Source organism: Vibrio sp. Vb2960 (genome assembly GCF_033337665.1).
Lineage (GTDB): Bacteria > Pseudomonadota > Gammaproteobacteria > Enterobacterales > Vibrionaceae > Vibrio > Vibrio alginolyticus.
Genome location: NZ_JAWORD010000006.1, coordinates 137,539 through 155,320, shown reverse-complemented (window position 1 = coordinate 155,320; position 17,782 = coordinate 137,539). Strand labels below are relative to the sequence as shown.

Below are 17,782 nucleotides of genomic sequence, written 5' to 3'. Positions count from 1 at the left end.
AAGGGACAAGAAAAGAAGTAGTTTTACTTGAGTATCAATGAATTACAGACACAAAAAAGCCCACCAAAAGGTGGGCTTTTTCTAAAATTTGGTGGGTCCGGGCGAACTCGAATCGCCGACCCCTACCATGTCAAGGTAGTACTCTAACCAACTGAGCTACGGACCCAAATTTTTATGTTCCTAACCATTCAATTCAGAATGGTGCGTCCGAGTGGACTCGAACCACCGACCCCCGCCATGTCAAGGCGATACTCTAACCAGCTGAGCTACGGACGCATTTCTCTGGAACGACGAGGATATTAGCTATAAGCGAACGGTGGTGCAAGCACAAATTTACCAACTTTGAACCGTTTGGCGAAAATGTAAACTCAACACGCGTTTTCAGATGATTTTATCAGCAAAGCTGAATCCTTCATGGATTAAAAGTGTGATCTATATAACTTTTATTATCTCACTTAATTGTCGTAAGGCACTTCACTGAGCATCCAAATCTGTAAGATTTGCGATACCTTAGGGCAAGTGCCGAACAAAATCTGATATTTAGGTTTAAATGGTTCGCCGATATAGGTTGTACGGATCAACTCTCCTGTTTTGACGTCTACTTGAGTGCTCACCCTGCCTTTGAAGTTTTGAAATATGACAAACTGCTCACTGTGGTAAACCATTTGCTCTCGGTAAAACAAGAAATGATCTTGGGGTGTCTCTGTCAATTCACACTCCAGTGGTTTCAAATTAGGTATCGCACTAACATTCGATGCGATGAACAACGCCGATAAAATCCATCCGTATCGCATATGGCTGCCCTATTCTGCCCTCTTTTTCAAAGTATAGGCCCTGCCTTGATGACTGATACAAAAAAGGCTTTGATCATCTCTAATCAAAGCCCCTTGTTTCTGCTGGTTAATTGTCGTGTTTAGTCGTCCGCCTCAAACACAACGTTATAATTTTCGGTGTATGTACAATTCGGCTGACGGCTACAAGTAAAGAAACGTCTCCCTTTGAACTCACCTTGGCTTGCGGTTTTAATGATCATCGGACTGCCGCATTTTTTACAAAAACGCACTTCTTTATCGGGCTCAATCAAATCAATGTGTGCCGCAAGCAAACGACGTAATCGCCCAACTTGATAACTGTGCTTTATCGAAGCGCCGATTAAAGGCAGGTTGGCCGTCTTACAAACATGAATCAATAACTTTTGTCTTTCTATCTTACCCTTGTTTAGCTCCTGCCCATTATCCAATTCAACGATAACGCGCGGCTCTAGTGTCCTTGGGTCACAAATAACGTAATCAAAATAGCTTCGAGATATACGATTGTTCGCGACAAAAAACTGCTTCTTATTTTTGATTTCTTTTGGCGTAACCAAACTGGACATGTTTACTTTCGCGAATACTACGGCATGCTCCCCGACCGCCGCTCTTAACGCATTATAGAACGCACCCTCTTGACCTCTGAGCAGAGGGCCTTTCGAGCGATAAGGATAATCACGCGTGTCATCGTGCTTAATCACGTACTTTTGAATAACAAAGAAGAATAAAACCAGAAGAACAACAATGATAAAAATGTTGGTCATAAATAAAGTGCATCCAAAACAACTCGTTGCTCAAAGCGTAAATGGAAATGTTATGCAGAGCAACAAAACCTCGCAATTTTGAGGCGCCACGACGATAGCGAGAAACAGAAAATTTTGCTCACCAATAAAAACGAGCCAATCACACACTTGGATTGGCTCGTTTAAATTTTGTTAATACATTATGTATGCTAAGAATCAACTATTAGCGTCTGGCTGATTCTCTGGCATCGCATCAATAAAAGCTGGTAGTTGATTGCATGACTGCACAACAGCGTTAATGGTTGGATAAAGAGAGGTATCTACACCAAAGCGTTGTGCGTTGTAAAATTGTGGTACCAGACAAATATCGACAATAGATGGCGAGCTTGTCAGGCTAAACTTGCAATCACCATTTAGTTTACGATGCTTCTGAAGTTTCTCTTCTAATGCTGTAAAACCTTTGTGGATCCAGTGATGAATCCAAGCGACTTTGCGCTCTGGCTCGCAAGCTAACTCCCCCTCTAAATACTGTAGAACTCTTAAGTTATTCAGGGGATGAATCTCCATTGCAATATCCTGAGCCAAAGCTAGCGCTTGGTATCGAAGCGGCGTTTGCTCGGGGATCACAGTGACATCCGGGTAGTGTTCTTCTAAGTATTGAATGATCGCCAGTGACTGGGTTAACTGAACCTCCCCATCCACCAGCAAAGGAACCAGTTCAGAAGCGTTTAACTCATGGTACTCGTCACTATGTTGTTCGCCACCATTGCGCACCAAGTGTACCGATTTTGAATCATACGATAACTCTTTAAGATTCAAGCAAATACGCACACGATACGCCGCCGATGATCGCCAGTATCCGTATAAAATCATGCTATCGCTCATATCGTCTCCCAACCAGCACTATTAGTGCTTGAGATATTGGCTAACTTGTTGGTCAATCGAACCGAATATGTTGTTGCCATCCGCATCGAACATTTCCAATCTGATTGAATCTCCAAACGACATAAAGTTAGTCGACGGCTTACCATCACGAATGGTTTCAATCATGCGAACTTCCGCGATACATGAATAGCCAACGCCACCTTCTTCAATAGAAGTGCCATGTTCGGTGCCTTGCTTATTAGATACCGTGCCAGAACCTATAATTGCCCCAGCAGATAGCGGGCGCGTTTTAGTCGCGTGAACAATTAAGTCTGCGAAATCAAACGTCATATCGATACCCGCATTTGGGCGACCAAACGGCTTGTGGTTGTATGTCGAGACCAGTGGTAAATGCACTTTGTTTTCGTACCACGCATCGCCTAGTTCGTCAGGTGTTACTGCCACAGGAGAAAACGCAGAAGAAGGTTTAGATTGGAAAAAACCAAACCCTTTAGCTAACTCTGCCGGAATTAGACCGCGCAGTGAGATATCATTCACCAGCATGATCAAACGAATCGACTCCTGAGCCTCTGCAACACTCGCGCCCATTGGTACGTCACCAGTTACCACAGCAACTTCACCTTCGAAATCAATACCCCATTCATCACTCGCAAACTCGATGTTGTCACAAGGTCCAATAAAGGCATCAGAGCCTCCTTGGTACATCAACGGGTCCGTCCAAAAACTCTCTGGCATTTCAGCGCCGCGAGCTTTTCGAACCAACTCAACGTGGTTTACGTAAGCACTGCCATCAGCCCACTGATAAGCGCGAGGAAGCGGCGACTCACAGTAGTGCGCTTCAAACTCTTCATACCCTGCAACCGTGCCATTGTTCAGTGCAACGTATAGCTCTTCCAGTTGTGGTGCTAGCGTCTCCCAGTTATCAAGCGCCACCTGCATCGTCGGAGCTAAGTTCATGGGGTGGAAAATTTCTGTCGCAGGTACGCAGCGCGTTAAGTCTTTGCTCACGACCATCAACAAACCGTCACGAGTGCCATTTTTCTTGGTTGCTAATTTCATCCTTGCCTCTTACTTCTCTTGCCAGCTATAGACGTATTCTTTGTTTTCTACTTTTTCCAGCTCATCCGAAAACTGAAGTGCGTGACGCGTATCAATCATGACCGCGACTTCGTCGGTAAAAGTCTTCTTATGCTCTCGCCCTGCTTTGAAAGCTTTCGGGTGAGGGCCATGTGTAAATCCTGCTGGATGGAATGTCACCATACCCGCTTCAATGTTGTCACGACTAAAGAAGTCACCTGCATGGTAGAACAAGACTTCGTCATAATCGTCATTGTTGTGGTAGAACGGTACTTTGAGCGCTCCAGGATCACTTTCAATTGGACGAGGAACGAAGGTACACACCACAAATCCTGCTCCTACAAATGTAGTATGTGCAGAAGGCGGTAAATGGTAACGATGTGACATAAGTGGACGAATATCACGCCAGTTCACTTTTACTACCGCCAAATCACCATGCCACCCAATCGCATCCAGCGGGTTGAATGGGTAAGTGATAACACTGACTTTATCGTGGCGTTTCACCTGAACCTGTGTTTGATTCTCAGAATATTGAGCACGGAACTGATCGTTGATCGACGGCGTTTCTAAAACCGCTGGATCAAACACCGCGTGGTTTCCAACCATGCCTTTTTCGGGCAATGTATAAGCCGCATCGGTGTTTTCAATCATCAGAATGAACATCGGCTCGCTTGGTTCTAAACGCCAGCTCGTTGAGCGCGGGATCATGACATAATCCCCTTCGCTCACTTTCAAATGACCATAATCACAGTAGAGATCTGCCGTACCTTGGTGGATGAATAGCAGTTCGTCGCCATCTGCATTTCTCACCAAGAAGTCCATTTTTTCATCCATACGCCAAACACGAACTTTACAATTCGCGTTGTGTAATAGATGCGGGACTGCCCACGGGGTAATATGGCTGGCTTTCTCGACTAGATTAAAATCGAACGCTCGTGGACGTAGCTCTCCCTCCCACTCAGACCACCCCGTTGGGGCATGTTGATGATGAAAATGTGTTGCGGGGCCGAAGAAGCCACTTCGACCTGCCTCACGTTCATAAATTGCCTCTTCCGGGAAGTCAGCATGCGCTTGTTTAGAGCACACTCCCTCCCGGTGAGGGAATGTGATCCATTTATGCATCGCTCAATACTCCTCGACGAATTTGGTCTTCTTCTATCGATTCAAACAACGCTTTGAAGTTACCCTCGCCAAAGCCTTCATTGCCTTTACGTTGGATGATTTCGAAGAACACAGGGCCGATAACGGTTTGAGTAAAGATTTGTAGCAAGATGCCATCTTTCGTTGGTGCACCATCAATAAGAATCTGCAAATCACGAAGCTTGCTTACATCTTCACCGTGACCTTCAACACGCTGATCGACTTTCTCGTAATAAGTATCTGGCGTTGGCATAAAGTCCATGCCTCGCTCACGCAAGGTTTTGACCGTTTCGTAGATGTCGTCAGTGGTCAATGCGATGTGTTGAATACCTTCGCCATTGTATTCACGGATAAACTCTTCAATCTGTGATTTATCATCTGACGACTCATTGATAGGAATTCGGATTTTGCCGCAAGGTGCGGTCATCGCACGGCTGACAAGACCAGTCAGCTTACCTTCGATATCGAAATAACGAATTTCGCGGAAGTTACCAATGCGCTCATAGAAACCAGACCAGACATCCATGTTGCCTTGCTTAACGTTGTGCGTTAAGTGGTCGATTTCGTAAAGACCAACATTCGCTTTTGACAAACGCTCATCAGCATCATCATAAAAACGAAAATCGACATCATAGATGCTCTGCTTTCCATAACGATCGACAAAATAAAGCAAGCTTTCACCGATGCCATAAATAGCAGGAATGCTAAGCTCCATCGGCCCAATTTCCGTTTTATATTCTTTACCGCCATTCTCTAACGCATGCGCCAGAGCAATGGTGGCGTCTTTCACACGAAATGCCATGCCACAAACCGACGGACCGTGAACTTTGGCGAATCCCTCAGCTTGGCTATGCGGCTGCGCATTCACAATAAAGCTAATGTCACCTTGTCGATATAACCACGCTTCTTTTGAGCGATGCTTTGCAATCTCCGCAAAACCTAACGATATAAACAGATCTTTAAGCTGTTGAATGCCTTTGTTGTCAGCAGCGGTATATTCAACAAACTCAAATCCGTCTGTTCCTAGTGGGTTATATGCATCAACCATGACTTTCTCCTTGTCTCAGTAGCTTTTGTTTGGACTTATTTTTCTAACTTGGCGCAGGTCTTGAGAAATTGGAATACGTGGGGAGAAATCTTTACCTTGGCGATTTTTACGCATAGTTGTAAAATATATGTTACACATAGAGAGCGCATCGAACCCACTTTCGTAAACATCAAACAAACTGCTTATTTTCAATATATTAGATTGATATTTTCGGCTTTACGCCAACACACAAAATGTAAACAAGTTGTTACCTTGGCATTTTATCTTGGCAACGTAGCTCAAAAAGTAAAAGGGGATGGAAAGTCTATTGCACCCTATCTCTATCCGATTTATTCATTTGATCCTGCAAAACATCAAAAGTAATGTTTCGTGACGCTTCATACAGTTCGAAAGGCTCATCGGTCAGAATCGTGTCATGGATACCCCTTTATTGATTCACCTCAGTTTTATTCAAAAGTAACTGTGCCATAAGTGGTGCTCTGTTCCCTATCGAGCCGAGCTACAAGGCTTCACGCTCGATCAGAAAAAGAGACATCTAATGACACACATCAATCAAGAACGCTTAGTTGAACACTTTTGCCAACTAGTACGTATCGACAGCGAATCAAAAAACGAAAAACAAATTGCAGAAACACTGGCAGAACAGCTAGGCGAGCTAGGCTTTACCGTACGCAAACTTCCAGTACCTGAGCACATTTCTAACGGTTTTAACGTGTACGCCCGTTTAGACGGCAAAAAAGACGGCTCTATTCTAATGAGCTGTCATATGGATACGGTCACTCCAGGTATTGGCATTGAGCCAATCATCGAAGACGGCATTATCCGTTCAAAAGGCAATACGATTCTCAGTGGCGATGATAAATCTGGTATTGCTGCCATCATGGAAGCTGTTCGTTGTATTCAAGCGGAAAACCGTGAGCACAAAACGTTAGAACTTGCTTTCACCGTGTATGAAGAAGGCGGCTTATTCGGTTCACAATACTTCGATATGTCACACGTCACTTCAACGGAAGCAATCGTGTTAGATACGGGTGGCCCTATTGGCACCATTGTGACCGCAGCCCCAGGCCAGCAAAAGATCATGGCAAAAATCAAAGGTCGACCAGCACACGCAGGGCTTGCGCCAGAAGAAGGCATCAGTGCGATCATGGTGGCGGCTGATGCTATCAACCAAATGAAGCTACTTCGCATCGACGAAGAAACGACAGCCAACATCGGTGTAGTGAATGGCGGTCAGGCCACAAACATTGTTATGCCTGAATTAAAAATCGTGGCAGAAGCACGCTCCCTGAATGGCGATAAACTAGATGCTCAGGTCAATCATATGATCTCAACATTAGAGTCTGTCTGTAAAAAACACGGTGCAGAAGTCGAAATTGAATCTAGCCGAGCCTACGACGCTTTTGTTATTGAAGAAAACCACCCACACGTAAACGCTATAAAAACAGCGTTTTCAGAGTTGGGAATTGACGCCTTCACAAAAGGCACTGGCGGCGGTAGCGATGCCAATAACTTTAACAAGAAAGGTCTCACAACGGTCAACCTTTCAACTGGCATGGCAAAAGTACACACGACAGAAGAGTTTATCGCGGTAAGTGATATGGTCAAAATCACTGAGTTCGTGAAACATTTCCTAGTCAGTTAACGTCGTGCCTTTTGAAGAGCAGACTGACTATCTTCCCCTTCTAGCCTGTGCTTGAAGGGGATTTTAATTTGTATCGAAGCAAAATTACTTCCCGTCATGCCAACTTGATATCAGATCTTCAAAGAAATTCCCCTAGCTCACTTTTTGAGACCAGACAGCTCAACACCTGACACCCTGTTACAGTAATGTTAAAACTCGATTGTGTAGACAATTTATACAATATACATTTTTGGCACCTTTCAGGATGAAAAGAGTGAGACAAGGATGAAATTACCTAAGTTGCTTTTATTAGCGTCGATGATGAGTCCAATACTGGCAACATCAAGCTATGCCGCGCCGTATCCCGTAGGTGTGACCCTCGATGAGACACAAGAGATTACGCTAAACAATGGGGCTGAAGTTACTTCTATTGACCCAGCCAAGCAAGCCGCAGAGCCCGCTTTCAATCTCGGTCGAGACCTGTTTGAAGGTCTGGTCATTCAAGATAAGCAAGGTAAAACCATTCCTGGTGTTGCTGAATCTTGGTCAGTCAATGACAACAATACAGTTTATACCTTCCACTTACGTGATGCAAAATGGTCAAATGGCGAAACGGTCACTGCACAAGATTTTGTCTACAGTTGGCAACGCTTACTGAATCCAAGCACTGCTTCACCGTACGCTTGGTTTGCGGCCATTCCAAATATCGAAAACTCGCAAGCGATTATGAAGGGCGAAGCCGAACCCGAGTCCTTGGGCGTGAAGGCGCTGGATGAAAAAACATTCCAGGTAACACTCGAAGAGCCTATTCCCTTCTTTACGAAACTATTAAGTCATCCAGTGCTTGCCCCCGTTCACAAAGCGACCGTTGAAAAACATGGCAACCGTTGGACCCAGCCTGAGCATATCGTTACAAATGGTGCGTTTACTGTCTCTGAATGGAAAGTTAACGAAAAACTGGTGATGGTTAAAAATCCACATTATTGGGACGCAAGCAATGTAGTGCTGGAAAAAGTCACCTGGCTACCAATTGGTGATGCAAACGTAGTGCTAAACCGCTACCTAGCTGGTGAGATAGACCAAGCGGTTTCCATTCCTGCCGCTCAGAAGAAAAAGTTAATTCAACAACGCCCACAAGAAGTGGCAAGCACCAGTGCGTCTCTTGGCTCCACATTCTATTACCTCAACACTCAACAAGGGCCAACAAAAGACGTGCGGGTTCGTAAAGCCCTTTCATATACCATTGACCGTCAACTGTTAACGAGTGCTATTTTGAGAAACGGTGGGGTTCCAATGTATACCCTTGTGCCACCTCAAACAGATGGTTTTAAATCTCACACTCCTGAGTTCGCAACTTGGAACCGCCATAAACGTATCGAAAAAGCGCAGCAATTACTGTCAGAAGCTGGATACGATAAAAGCAATCCGCTTAAGTTAACGTTTACCGTACCAACTTTCTCGATGGACGTAAAAATGGCAACCACCATGGCAGGCATGTGGAAAAGCCGATTGGGTGCGCAAGTCACGATAAAACAGCTAGAACCGAAAGTGTTCTACGCACTTAAAGAGCCGACCGACATTACTCGCGGCGGCTGGACGGCCGACTACAATGAAGCCTCTACATGGTTGGATATCTTCGTTTCTAGTGGCGAGTACAACGATTCTCGTTATAACAACCCGCAATACGACGAGTTAATGGCTCGCTCAAAGACCATGAGCAACCCATCAGAACTGTATCTACAAGCAGAAAGCATGCTGATTGAAGACATGGCCATTATTCCTATTTATCGTCCGGGTAACGATCAATACCTCATCAAGCCTTACGTGGGCGGCTACGAACTGACAAACCCTGAGTCGTCGTACTACCGCAAGAATGTCTATGTAAAAGCCCACTAAAAGCATGTTTCGGTCTGAGTCGGCAAGTTCAATGTTTACTTGCCGTTCCTCATATCTCTCGGTGGAGAAGGCAACCTGAGCTCAGACCATTTTTTATTCATAACCGTTCGAAGTGATTTCGGATGACCAAAGGATGATGGATCATGATTTGGTACATTGTTAAGCGATTAGCTATCGCTATCCCCACGCTTCTATTCATCGCACTCGTATCATTTTGGCTGATGCACATTGCACCAGGGGGGCCATTTGATATGGAACGGCCTATGCCAGAGGTGGTACGTGCGAATATCGAAGCAAAATTCCATTTGGACCAGCCCTTCCTTACTCAGTTTTGGATTTACATTGGTAATTTCATACAAGGAGATCTCGGTCCGAGCTTCGTTTATCAAGACTTCAGTGTTACACAGCTCGTCGCACAATCATGGCCAGTTTCAGCAGTATTAGGCGTACTCTCTTTTTGTATCTCCGTTCCACTTGGCATGCTACTTGGCACCATTGCGGCATTGAACCGAAATAGCCGCCTAGATTACGGCCTGATGACACTTTCGATGACTGGAGTTGTGGTTCCGGCTTTCGTGCTTGCTCCAGTTTTAGTCATGATCTTCGCTATTCAGCTCGGCTGGTTCCCTGCTGGTGGTTGGGAAGGAGGAAAGCTGGCTTTTCTTGTTCTTCCCGTGCTCAGCCTGGCGATTGGCTCCATTGCGAGTATTGCACGCGTCATGCGTGGCGCAATGATTGAAACGCTCAACCAACCATACATTCGAACGGCAAAAGCCAAAGGTTTGTCCACAACCTACATTTTATTCCATCACGCTTTGCGACCATCCCTGATTCCCGTCGTTGCGATGCTCGGCCCTGCGTTTGTGTCTGTCGTGACAGGCTCGGTAATTATCGACATTTTCTTTGGTACAGGTGGCATGGGACAACACTTTGTGTCTGGGGCTCTCAACCGCGACTACGGCCTAGTAATGGGCATTACTCTGATTGTCGCTTCACTCACTATCTTCTTTAACCTTGTGGTCGACTTGCTATATACGATTATCGACCCTCGTATACGCGTTTAGGAGTCCGGCATGTTAACGATCAAAAAACTGGATACACAAGCTCTTCAAGATCAAGTCGTCGACAATATTGAAGCCGTCGAAGGTCGCAGTCTTTGGCAGGATGCATGGACTCGATTTCGTAAAAACAGAGCCGCGATGACATCAGTGTATGTTTTGGCGTTCATTACCTTATGCATCACTTTCGGCCCCTCTCTTGCCGCTTTTGGCCATGATGAAATTGACTGGGAAGTGCTCATCGATCCATACGAGCTAGGGAAACCTTCACTGAGCAGTGGCCATTACTTTGGTACCGATGATCTCGGGCAAGATGTTTTCGCTCGCACGATGCAAGGTGGCAGGCTCTCTATTTTGGTAGGTTTTGTTGGCGCCTTAGTCGCCGTTGTTATTGGTACGATTTGGGGAAGTATTTCCGGCTATCTTGGCGGCGTTGTCGATAGCGTAATGATGCGCATTATTGAGGTGCTCGATTCGGTGCCATTTATGTTTATGGTTATCCTGTTTGTTACCCTTTTTGGCAACAACATCTACCTGATTTTTATCGTGATCGGAATGGTATCTTGGCTGGGCATTGCCCGTGTTGTACGTGGTGTCACCTTCGGTCTAAAAAAGAGAGAGTTCATCGAAGCCGCACACTCTATTGGGGTTTCTAAATTGACAATTGTCCGACGCCATGTTCTGCCTAATGTTCTTGGGATCGTGATGGTTTATTCCTCCTTAATGGTACCAGGATTCATTATGTTCGAATCGTTTTTGAGCTTCTTAGGGCTTGGTGTTCAACCACCAGACACGAGCTGGGGAATCCTAATTTCCGAAGGCGCAAAAACGATTGACGTTGCATTGTGGATGCTGCTTTTTCCCTCTCTGTTTTTAGTTGCCACCCTCTTTTGTTTTAACTTCATCGGCGATGGCTTGCGTGATGCTCTTGACCCGAAAGACCGATAAGGACAAACCCATGCTATCTATTGAAAACATGAACGTGCGCTTCGATACGCCAGATGGGCAAGTGCAAGCGGTCAGTAATCTCTCCTACTCGATTAAAGCGGGCGAAACTCTTGGGATTGTTGGGGAATCAGGTTCGGGAAAAAGCCAGTCTGTTTTCGCATTAATGGGGTTAACCGCGGATAACGGCGCCGTGTCTGGAAGCGCAATGTTCCACGGTGATGATTTACTCGCGATGTCTAAAAAGCAGCTCAACCGCATCCGTGCAGAGAAAATCGGAATGATCTTTCAAGATCCGATGACGTCACTCAACCCATTTATGAAAATTGGCAAACAGCTTTGTGAAGTTCTCATGATTCATAAAGGAATGACCCGAAAACAAGCAAAAATTGAATCGATTCACATGTTGGATGCGGTGCGTATTCCCTCTCCCGAAACTAGGATGAATCAATACCCTCACGAATTATCTGGCGGAATGCGTCAGCGAATCATGATAGCGATGGCCTTGTTGTGTAAGCCCGAGTTGTTAATTGCAGACGAACCAACCACCGCGTTAGATGTAACCGTTCAAGCTCAAATTTTGACGCTATTACGAGACTTACAACAAGAGTTCAATACGGCTATTTTACTGATCACTCACGATATGGGCGTCGTCGCCGAGATGTGTGATCGCGTATTGGTCATGTATGGTGGTCAAAAAATGGAGCAATCAGATACCGAGACATTGTTCGCCCAACCTGCGCACCCCTACACTCAAGGCCTGCTAAAGGCGATTCCTTCCATCACTGAAGATATGCCGCGTTTACCAACCATCCCAGGTAACCCACCAAGTGCGTTGATTAACCATCAAGGGTGTCCGTTTAGAGAGCGGTGCGAGCATCGAGAGACGCGTTGCCAATACGAAACCCCACGGTTTTCTCCATTAAACATGAGCCAGTCCATTGCCTGTCACGTTAAAGCACCCAGTGTTATCACTCCCATTCAAATAAAAGCTTAAGGAGGCGTTATGAATAAAAAAGAAGTCCTCATGTCTGCTCGTGATTTAAACGTCCACTTTCCTGTTTCACGTCATCTTATTCCAAGTCGACGTAAAATCGTGAAAGCGGTCAATGGTATCGACTTAGATGTTTACCGAGGCGAAACACTTGGCATTGTGGGGGAATCAGGCTGCGGAAAATCAACGCTTGCACGCGCCTTACTTCGCTTAATTGAACCTACACATGGCGAGTTGACTTGGAAAGGTCAAGACATACTCGGGTTTAGTAAAAAAGAGCTTTCCTCTCGACGCAGAGAATTTCAGATGGTGTTTCAAGACCCATCCGCTTGTTTGAATCCGAGATTAACCATCTCAGAATGCATCGCCGAACCACTGCTCACCCACGAGCCGCAACTTAAACGGGCAGAGGTAGAAAAGCGTGTCATCGCTATGATGGATAAAGTGGGTCTCTTGGCGAGCCAGCGAAACCGCTATCCACATGAATTTTCCGGAGGTCAATGCCAGCGTGTGGGCATTGCTAGAGCGTTAATTCTCAATCCAGATATGGTCGTGTGTGATGAACCTGTTAGTGCGCTAGATGTCTCCATACAAGCTCAGGTCATCAATCTTCTAGACGATCTTAAACAAGAAATGGGGTTAACACTGGTGATGATTGCGCACGACTTAAGCGTGGTGCGCCATATCAGCGACCGCGTTATGGTGATGTATCTTGGTAAACCTATGGAAGTAGGACGTTACGATAAAGTATTTGATGATGCACAACACCCCTACACCAAAGCACTGTTATCTGCTGTCCCGATAGCTAATCCGCAATTAGCACGTGACCGTGAAATACAACTATTGCCCGGCGATCTTCCTTCTCCACTTAACCCACCGAGCGGTTGCGTTTTTCGTACTCGATGCCCAGAAGCCACCGAAGTATGCGGGCAACAGAACCCAATAAAAACAGGCTCGGAGCAGCATCATATCTATTGCTCAAATATGACTTTAGGAACCATTTAATGAACAATACTAACTCAGTAAACCAACGCCTTACGTTATTGCGTGAGGCAATGTCCTTTCACAACGTGTCTGCATATATCGTGACCAACAATGACCCACATAACAGTGAATACTCAGCGGATCATTGGTTAGCGCGAAGCTGGATTTCAGGTTTTACCGGCTCAGCAGGCGATGTCGTCATTACCCAACAAGGTGGTGGCCTGTGGACTGATGGTCGTTACTATATTCAAGCTGAAGAACAGTTACACGGCACAGGACTTGAACTGTTTAAAGCCAAACAACCAGAAACACCGACAATTGCCAAATGGCTGGCTACCACGCTCCCAGAAAACAGTATTGTCGCGGTTGACGGGCGCGCCATCAGTTACGCTTTTTATCAAGGCCTCAAACAAGCCTTTGAAACGAAAAACATTAAGATCATTGTCGACCTGGATTTACTCACACCGATTTGGCTTGAAAGACCACCTCGCCCAAGTGCACCCGTATTCGAGCACCCCACCGCTTTTGCTGGCGTTGACACTGAAAATAAGTTAGCGAGAATCCGTTCTTGGTTAACCGAGAACCAAGTAGATAGCTTATTAGTGTCAACGCTAGATGATGTCATGTGGACAATGAATATTCGAGGTGGTGATACGAATTACTGCCCAGTTTCTGAAGCCTATCTAGTCGTAGAGCAATCACTTGCGACACTGTTTATTGATAAAGCCAAACTGCCTCAAGACGTTGAAAGAGCGCTGACCGAGCAGAGTGTACACATTCGCCATTACAACTACGTAAGTCAGTATTTGAATCAGCAATGTGAGGGATTATCGCTCGCTTTTAACCCGACCCACACAGACAGCTTATTGGTGAGTTCGATTGAACAGAATGTGAATCTAAAGCCAATGGCTTGCCCTGTAACGGCAATGAAGGCCATAAAAAATGCGACCGAGCTAACTAGCCTAGAACAGGTATTAACAGATGATGGTGTGGCAATCGTAAGGTTTATGAACTGGCTCGAAGAGCAAGTTCCAAGCGGACTCGTTACAGAATTGTCTGCTGAGGCACAACTGAATCACTATCGCCGTCAAACCCGACATTATGTGAGTGACAGTTTCCGCACTATCGCAGGCTTCGCAGCTCACGGTGCAAAAATGCATTATGCCGCCGATGAAGAAAGCAATGCGGCAGTCAATGAAAGCAACTTCTTTCTCGTCGATTCTGGTGGCCAATACCTTGGCGGGACAACAGACATCACCCGTACTTTCCACTTCGGGTCACCGACCATTAAGCAGCGCAAAGATTATACCTTGGTGCTCAAAGCGGTCATCCGACTGACTCAGACTCGATTCATGAAAGGCTCTACGGGTGCCAATCTTGATATAATGGCGCGTGGCGTCTTATGGCAACATGGTATTGATTACAAGTGCGGCACTGGACACGGCGTGGGCATTTGCTTGAATGTTCACGAAGGCCCACAAAATTTCTCGCAAAGCCACCATGAGGTTGAGCTAAAACCGGGTATGGTCATTACTAATGAACCAGGCGTTTATCGCGAAGGTGAGTACGGGGTAAGAATAGAGAACATTCTTAAAGTTGTAGAAGTAGAACAAAATGAGTTCGGCACGTTCTACGGTTTTGAGACCATCACTCTTGCTCCAATTGCGACCAACGCCCTTGATTTATCAATGCTAGATCAAGCAGAGCTAGACTGGCTCAATCATTACCATTCACGAGTCTATCAAGCACTTAGCCCTTTTCTTGATACGCAAGATAAAAACTGGCTTCAACGCACAACCCAACTTATTGAGAAATAGGATATCAGCAAGCTTTATAACGTTTTCATTTTCATCTCAAACTCCTTGTTTGCCAGCCTTCGGGCTGGTTTTTTTTATAGAGATAACGGCGTGAAAAACAAAAACGCCCCGCAATGTTAGCGAGGCGATCAATTAAATTAAAATGATGCAGTTAAAATGCCCTACTGACGACACTTCTGAGCATCAAAATCAACGACGATGGCGGCATTCTCAAAGTCACCAGATACTTTAACATAGCCCCAGTAGTTACTCTGATTTGACAACGTAATACACTCTCCATTACCAATATTATCTGACCACCCGTGAAGATTAGCACCATCCGGCCAACCAGAGTTACTGTATTCAAGCTTTAGGTTGCCCGTACCATTCCCCGTCGTTATCGCCAGATTTGAGCTCTCATTCACCGCTGGCACGCTTAGCCAAATGGTTTGTTGATTTGCCAAGCAAACGGGCTCTCCTGCTGTTAGGCGCCCACCGCTTACTTTACTTTGCACCGCGCAGTCTTGTGGCAATGTGTCATTACCGCCCAACGTTGAGATAACAACACTATGAGTGGCGGTTGCCGTCAAGCCTTCACTGTCTGTCACACTTAGACTGACCGAATACTCCCCTTCACTCCCATATTGGTGCGTCGGCTTGGTTTGTGTACTTGTCGAGCCATCACCGAAGTCCCATAAGACGCTGACGATCTTCCCGTTTGGGTCTGTACTGTTTTCACTGCTAAATGTAATGCTTTCACCGACTTTCCCCTTACTGTTTGCGGTTATGACTGCATTAGGTGCACCATTTGAGACAAGGGCTTGCTGCCACTGCTCAAACTCACTTTGATACAAATTCGCCCATTGGGTGATCGTGGCCTTGTAATTGCTCCAATTCCCTTGGCGCGTTTCCACCAGCATTTGGTTTACGTCATCTTTATGATTTTCAAACATAAAACGTACAGCTAAGTACCCCCAACGATAAATTCGATCGACATCAAACCCATCATAAGTAGTCTCGAAAATCTCACTTAAGGTATATGTCGAGCCGTCTAGAATCGTCTCAAGTGCTGCTTGGTTGTCATTTTCTTGAGCGACATACTCTGCAATGCCTTCACTCCACCACACTATTTTTTCAGTTGGATGACTAAACCCTCCATAGAGATCAAATCGACCATCTAAGTAATGCACGTATTCGTGCTCTAAGTTCCAGACAAAGTGATCCGCGTTCGCATAAGAGGCTTCATAAGCAATAAAGTTGGGAATATTCCCCGGCTGGGAAGGGTCGCCCTCCAAGTACATACCGCCATTGTCAGTACTAATATCGAAAATTGGCCCTGCGTACTTACCATAATCAGTGCTTGAATCGAAGATATTGACTTGGAGCTGAGTGTTGTGGTCATCTTTTACTGGCTGTTCACCCGTTTCTAAAGACTGATGAAAGTAACCCTCTTCGTAACCCATTTTAGAACATGCGGCCGCGTGTTGCTCTTGCGTCATATTCTGGGACAATATTCGAATTGTCGGACTACAGGTATAAGTTTGCGATAGCACCAAGCCTTTTAGCTCAGTTTCGAAATTACAAATTCCGAACTCACTACAATCTGCGTAATATGAGGCGGTGTCCGCCGCCGCAAGCCAAACCGCGTCACCCCGACCATACATTTCATACTGTTCAAAGATTCGACTCAGCTGACTCTTCACAACAGAACTCGCGTTACCCGTATACTTGGTCAGACGCCCGAGCTCTCGCCCCGCATTCGCGGCCATAAACTCATCTTCAGCACCGATTGATGACGCCCTTAGAGCGAAATCGCCTAAAGCTTTGGCAAGGTCCGTTTGGTTGCCAATTATTTGCACAAATTGCTCGTTCCACTGCCCACCAAACAAAATAGTAAAAACACCGTTAACCGCATTGCGCATATACCAGTGCTGGGCGTATTGATCATTCCAACGAGTAAGCCACTGGGTCACTTGTGGTAAGTACGCGTGCTGCAAGCCCGCACTATCCATAGTGATGATGACTTCACTAAGCACTTTGCCGTGACGATCGCTGTTCTCGTAGAAGTTTGCGTTGTTAACAAACGCATCCACTGATTCTTTCACCGCTGGTGTAACCCATTCAATAAATAAGATGTTGTCATTGTAAAACTCGGCGTAATAACCCGCGCGCAAGTATAAGAACAACGTTTCTAGTTCATCGCTCCCGCCACCTGTATACCCCTTCGCCAATGTCGTAGTACGCTTCGCAATGTTGTACATATGATCGGAGCTAAATACCGACTCTTGAATCCGACTTTCAGCAGAGAATAGCTGGTTCACACACGTCGCGCCCTGACTTAAAATTTCGCCGATCAATTGGTTACTGCTTTCGGTAACCAATGCTTCCAAATCACAAGCAGTGCTCGACTCATCAAGGCTTTCAAGTGACTGTACTCGAGTTGCCTTGGAGGGCTGAATAGGGAGAGTTGCGGTTGGTTGGTATTCAACTCGATTGGATTCAACACCGTGTGTATGAGCCGAATGTGCATGTTGCTCTGTAACTTGAGAAACTGGCTCGCTTAACGCAAATACGCCAGTGCTGGTTAATGTTGTCGCAATCGCGACACTCAAAGTCTTCAGTTCCATCTAATTTCTTCTATATTGAGTTTTCCTTAGATGCATTACGTCTTTTGCATCGCCACTGCCCTTATTACTGCAAGAGCATCACCATATAATCTACTCGCAAGACAAGAAGAAACATTTTGTTAACAACTAGATGTGGCGGTATCAGTTTTTGGTACT

14 protein-coding genes and 2 tRNA genes are annotated in these 17,782 nt (G+C 45.6%); 7 read left to right on the top strand and 9 right to left on the bottom strand.

The genetic code is table 11. The features are described 5' to 3' along the window. Window positions 1-89: 89 nt before the first annotated feature. From R7O03_RS07225 to hppD, 8 genes are all read right to left on the bottom strand, one after another. Window positions 90-166: transfer RNA gene (locus tag R7O03_RS07225), tRNA-Val, on the bottom strand. Window positions 167-199: 33 nt separating this feature from the next. Further along, a tRNA-Val gene (locus R7O03_RS07220) sits at window positions 200-276 on the bottom strand. Between the two features lie 179 nt (window positions 277-455). Beyond that, window positions 456-794: a hypothetical protein gene (locus tag R7O03_RS07215; RefSeq protein ID WP_085569546.1), complete on the bottom strand. Its 339-nt coding sequence runs from the start codon at window positions 792-794 to the stop codon at window positions 456-458. A 119-nt stretch (window positions 795-913) separates the two neighbouring features. Further along, complete coding sequence (locus tag R7O03_RS07210; RefSeq protein ID WP_005377831.1) at window positions 914-1,573, bottom strand: DUF2726 domain-containing protein; 660 nt, start codon at window positions 1,571-1,573, stop codon at window positions 914-916. A 195-nt stretch (window positions 1,574-1,768) separates the two neighbouring features. Next, a complete protein-coding gene (gene maiA, locus R7O03_RS07205) occupies window positions 1,769-2,437 on the bottom strand; it encodes a maleylacetoacetate isomerase (protein ID WP_005377832.1) in 669 nt (222 codons plus the stop codon). A gap of 21 nt (window positions 2,438-2,458) precedes the next feature. Further along, window positions 2,459-3,496, bottom strand: coding sequence for a fumarylacetoacetate hydrolase family protein (locus R7O03_RS07200; protein ID WP_262601947.1), 1,038 nt, complete (start codon window positions 3,494-3,496; stop codon window positions 2,459-2,461). A 9-nt stretch (window positions 3,497-3,505) separates the two neighbouring features. Beyond that, window positions 3,506-4,636, bottom strand: coding sequence for a homogentisate 1,2-dioxygenase (locus tag R7O03_RS07195; RefSeq protein ID WP_005388948.1), 1,131 nt, complete (start codon window positions 4,634-4,636; stop codon window positions 3,506-3,508). Further along, entirely contained in the window at window positions 4,629-5,702 is a 1,074-nt protein-coding gene (gene hppD / locus R7O03_RS07190; RefSeq protein ID WP_318131616.1) for a 4-hydroxyphenylpyruvate dioxygenase, read from the bottom strand. Before hppD ends, R7O03_RS07195 begins: the two co-directional genes overlap by 8 nt. Window positions 5,703-6,240: 538 nt before the next feature. Between hppD and R7O03_RS07185 the strand changes: the two genes are divergently transcribed. The 7 genes from R7O03_RS07185 (at window position 6,241) to R7O03_RS07155 (ending at window position 15,020) form a co-directional block, all read left to right on the top strand. Then, window positions 6,241-7,347, top strand: a complete 1,107-nt coding sequence (locus R7O03_RS07185) for a M20/M25/M40 family metallo-hydrolase (RefSeq protein WP_318131615.1) — start codon at window positions 6,241-6,243, stop codon at window positions 7,345-7,347. Between the two features lie 264 nt (window positions 7,348-7,611). Continuing rightward, entirely contained in the window at window positions 7,612-9,222 is a 1,611-nt protein-coding gene (locus tag R7O03_RS07180; protein ID WP_318131614.1) for a peptide ABC transporter substrate-binding protein, read from the top strand. 143 nt (window positions 9,223-9,365) lie between these two features. Then, window positions 9,366-10,286, top strand: coding sequence for an oligopeptide ABC transporter permease OppB (oppB, locus tag R7O03_RS07175; RefSeq protein WP_005377838.1), 921 nt, complete (start codon window positions 9,366-9,368; stop codon window positions 10,284-10,286). Window positions 10,287-10,295: 9 nt separating this feature from the next. After that, window positions 10,296-11,228 (top strand): ABC transporter permease subunit, encoded by a 933-nt coding sequence (locus R7O03_RS07170; protein ID WP_005377839.1) that lies wholly within the window; start codon window positions 10,296-10,298, stop codon window positions 11,226-11,228. 10 nt (window positions 11,229-11,238) lie between these two features. Next, entirely contained in the window at window positions 11,239-12,222 is a 984-nt protein-coding gene (locus R7O03_RS07165) for an ABC transporter ATP-binding protein (RefSeq protein WP_171342696.1), read from the top strand. 9 nt (window positions 12,223-12,231) lie between these two features. Then, a complete protein-coding gene (locus R7O03_RS07160) occupies window positions 12,232-13,224 on the top strand; it encodes an ABC transporter ATP-binding protein (RefSeq protein WP_171342697.1) in 993 nt (330 codons plus the stop codon). After that, window positions 13,224-15,020 (top strand): aminopeptidase P family protein, encoded by a 1,797-nt coding sequence (locus tag R7O03_RS07155; protein WP_151514720.1) that lies wholly within the window; start codon window positions 13,224-13,226, stop codon window positions 15,018-15,020. The genes R7O03_RS07160 and R7O03_RS07155 overlap by 1 nt, the downstream gene beginning before the upstream one ends. 161 nt (window positions 15,021-15,181) lie before the next feature. On the opposite strand, the gene R7O03_RS07150 is transcribed toward R7O03_RS07155, so the two are convergent. Further along, window positions 15,182-17,626, bottom strand: coding sequence for a collagenase (locus R7O03_RS07150; RefSeq protein ID WP_318131613.1), 2,445 nt, complete (start codon window positions 17,624-17,626; stop codon window positions 15,182-15,184). Window positions 17,627-17,782 lie beyond the last annotated feature (156 nt).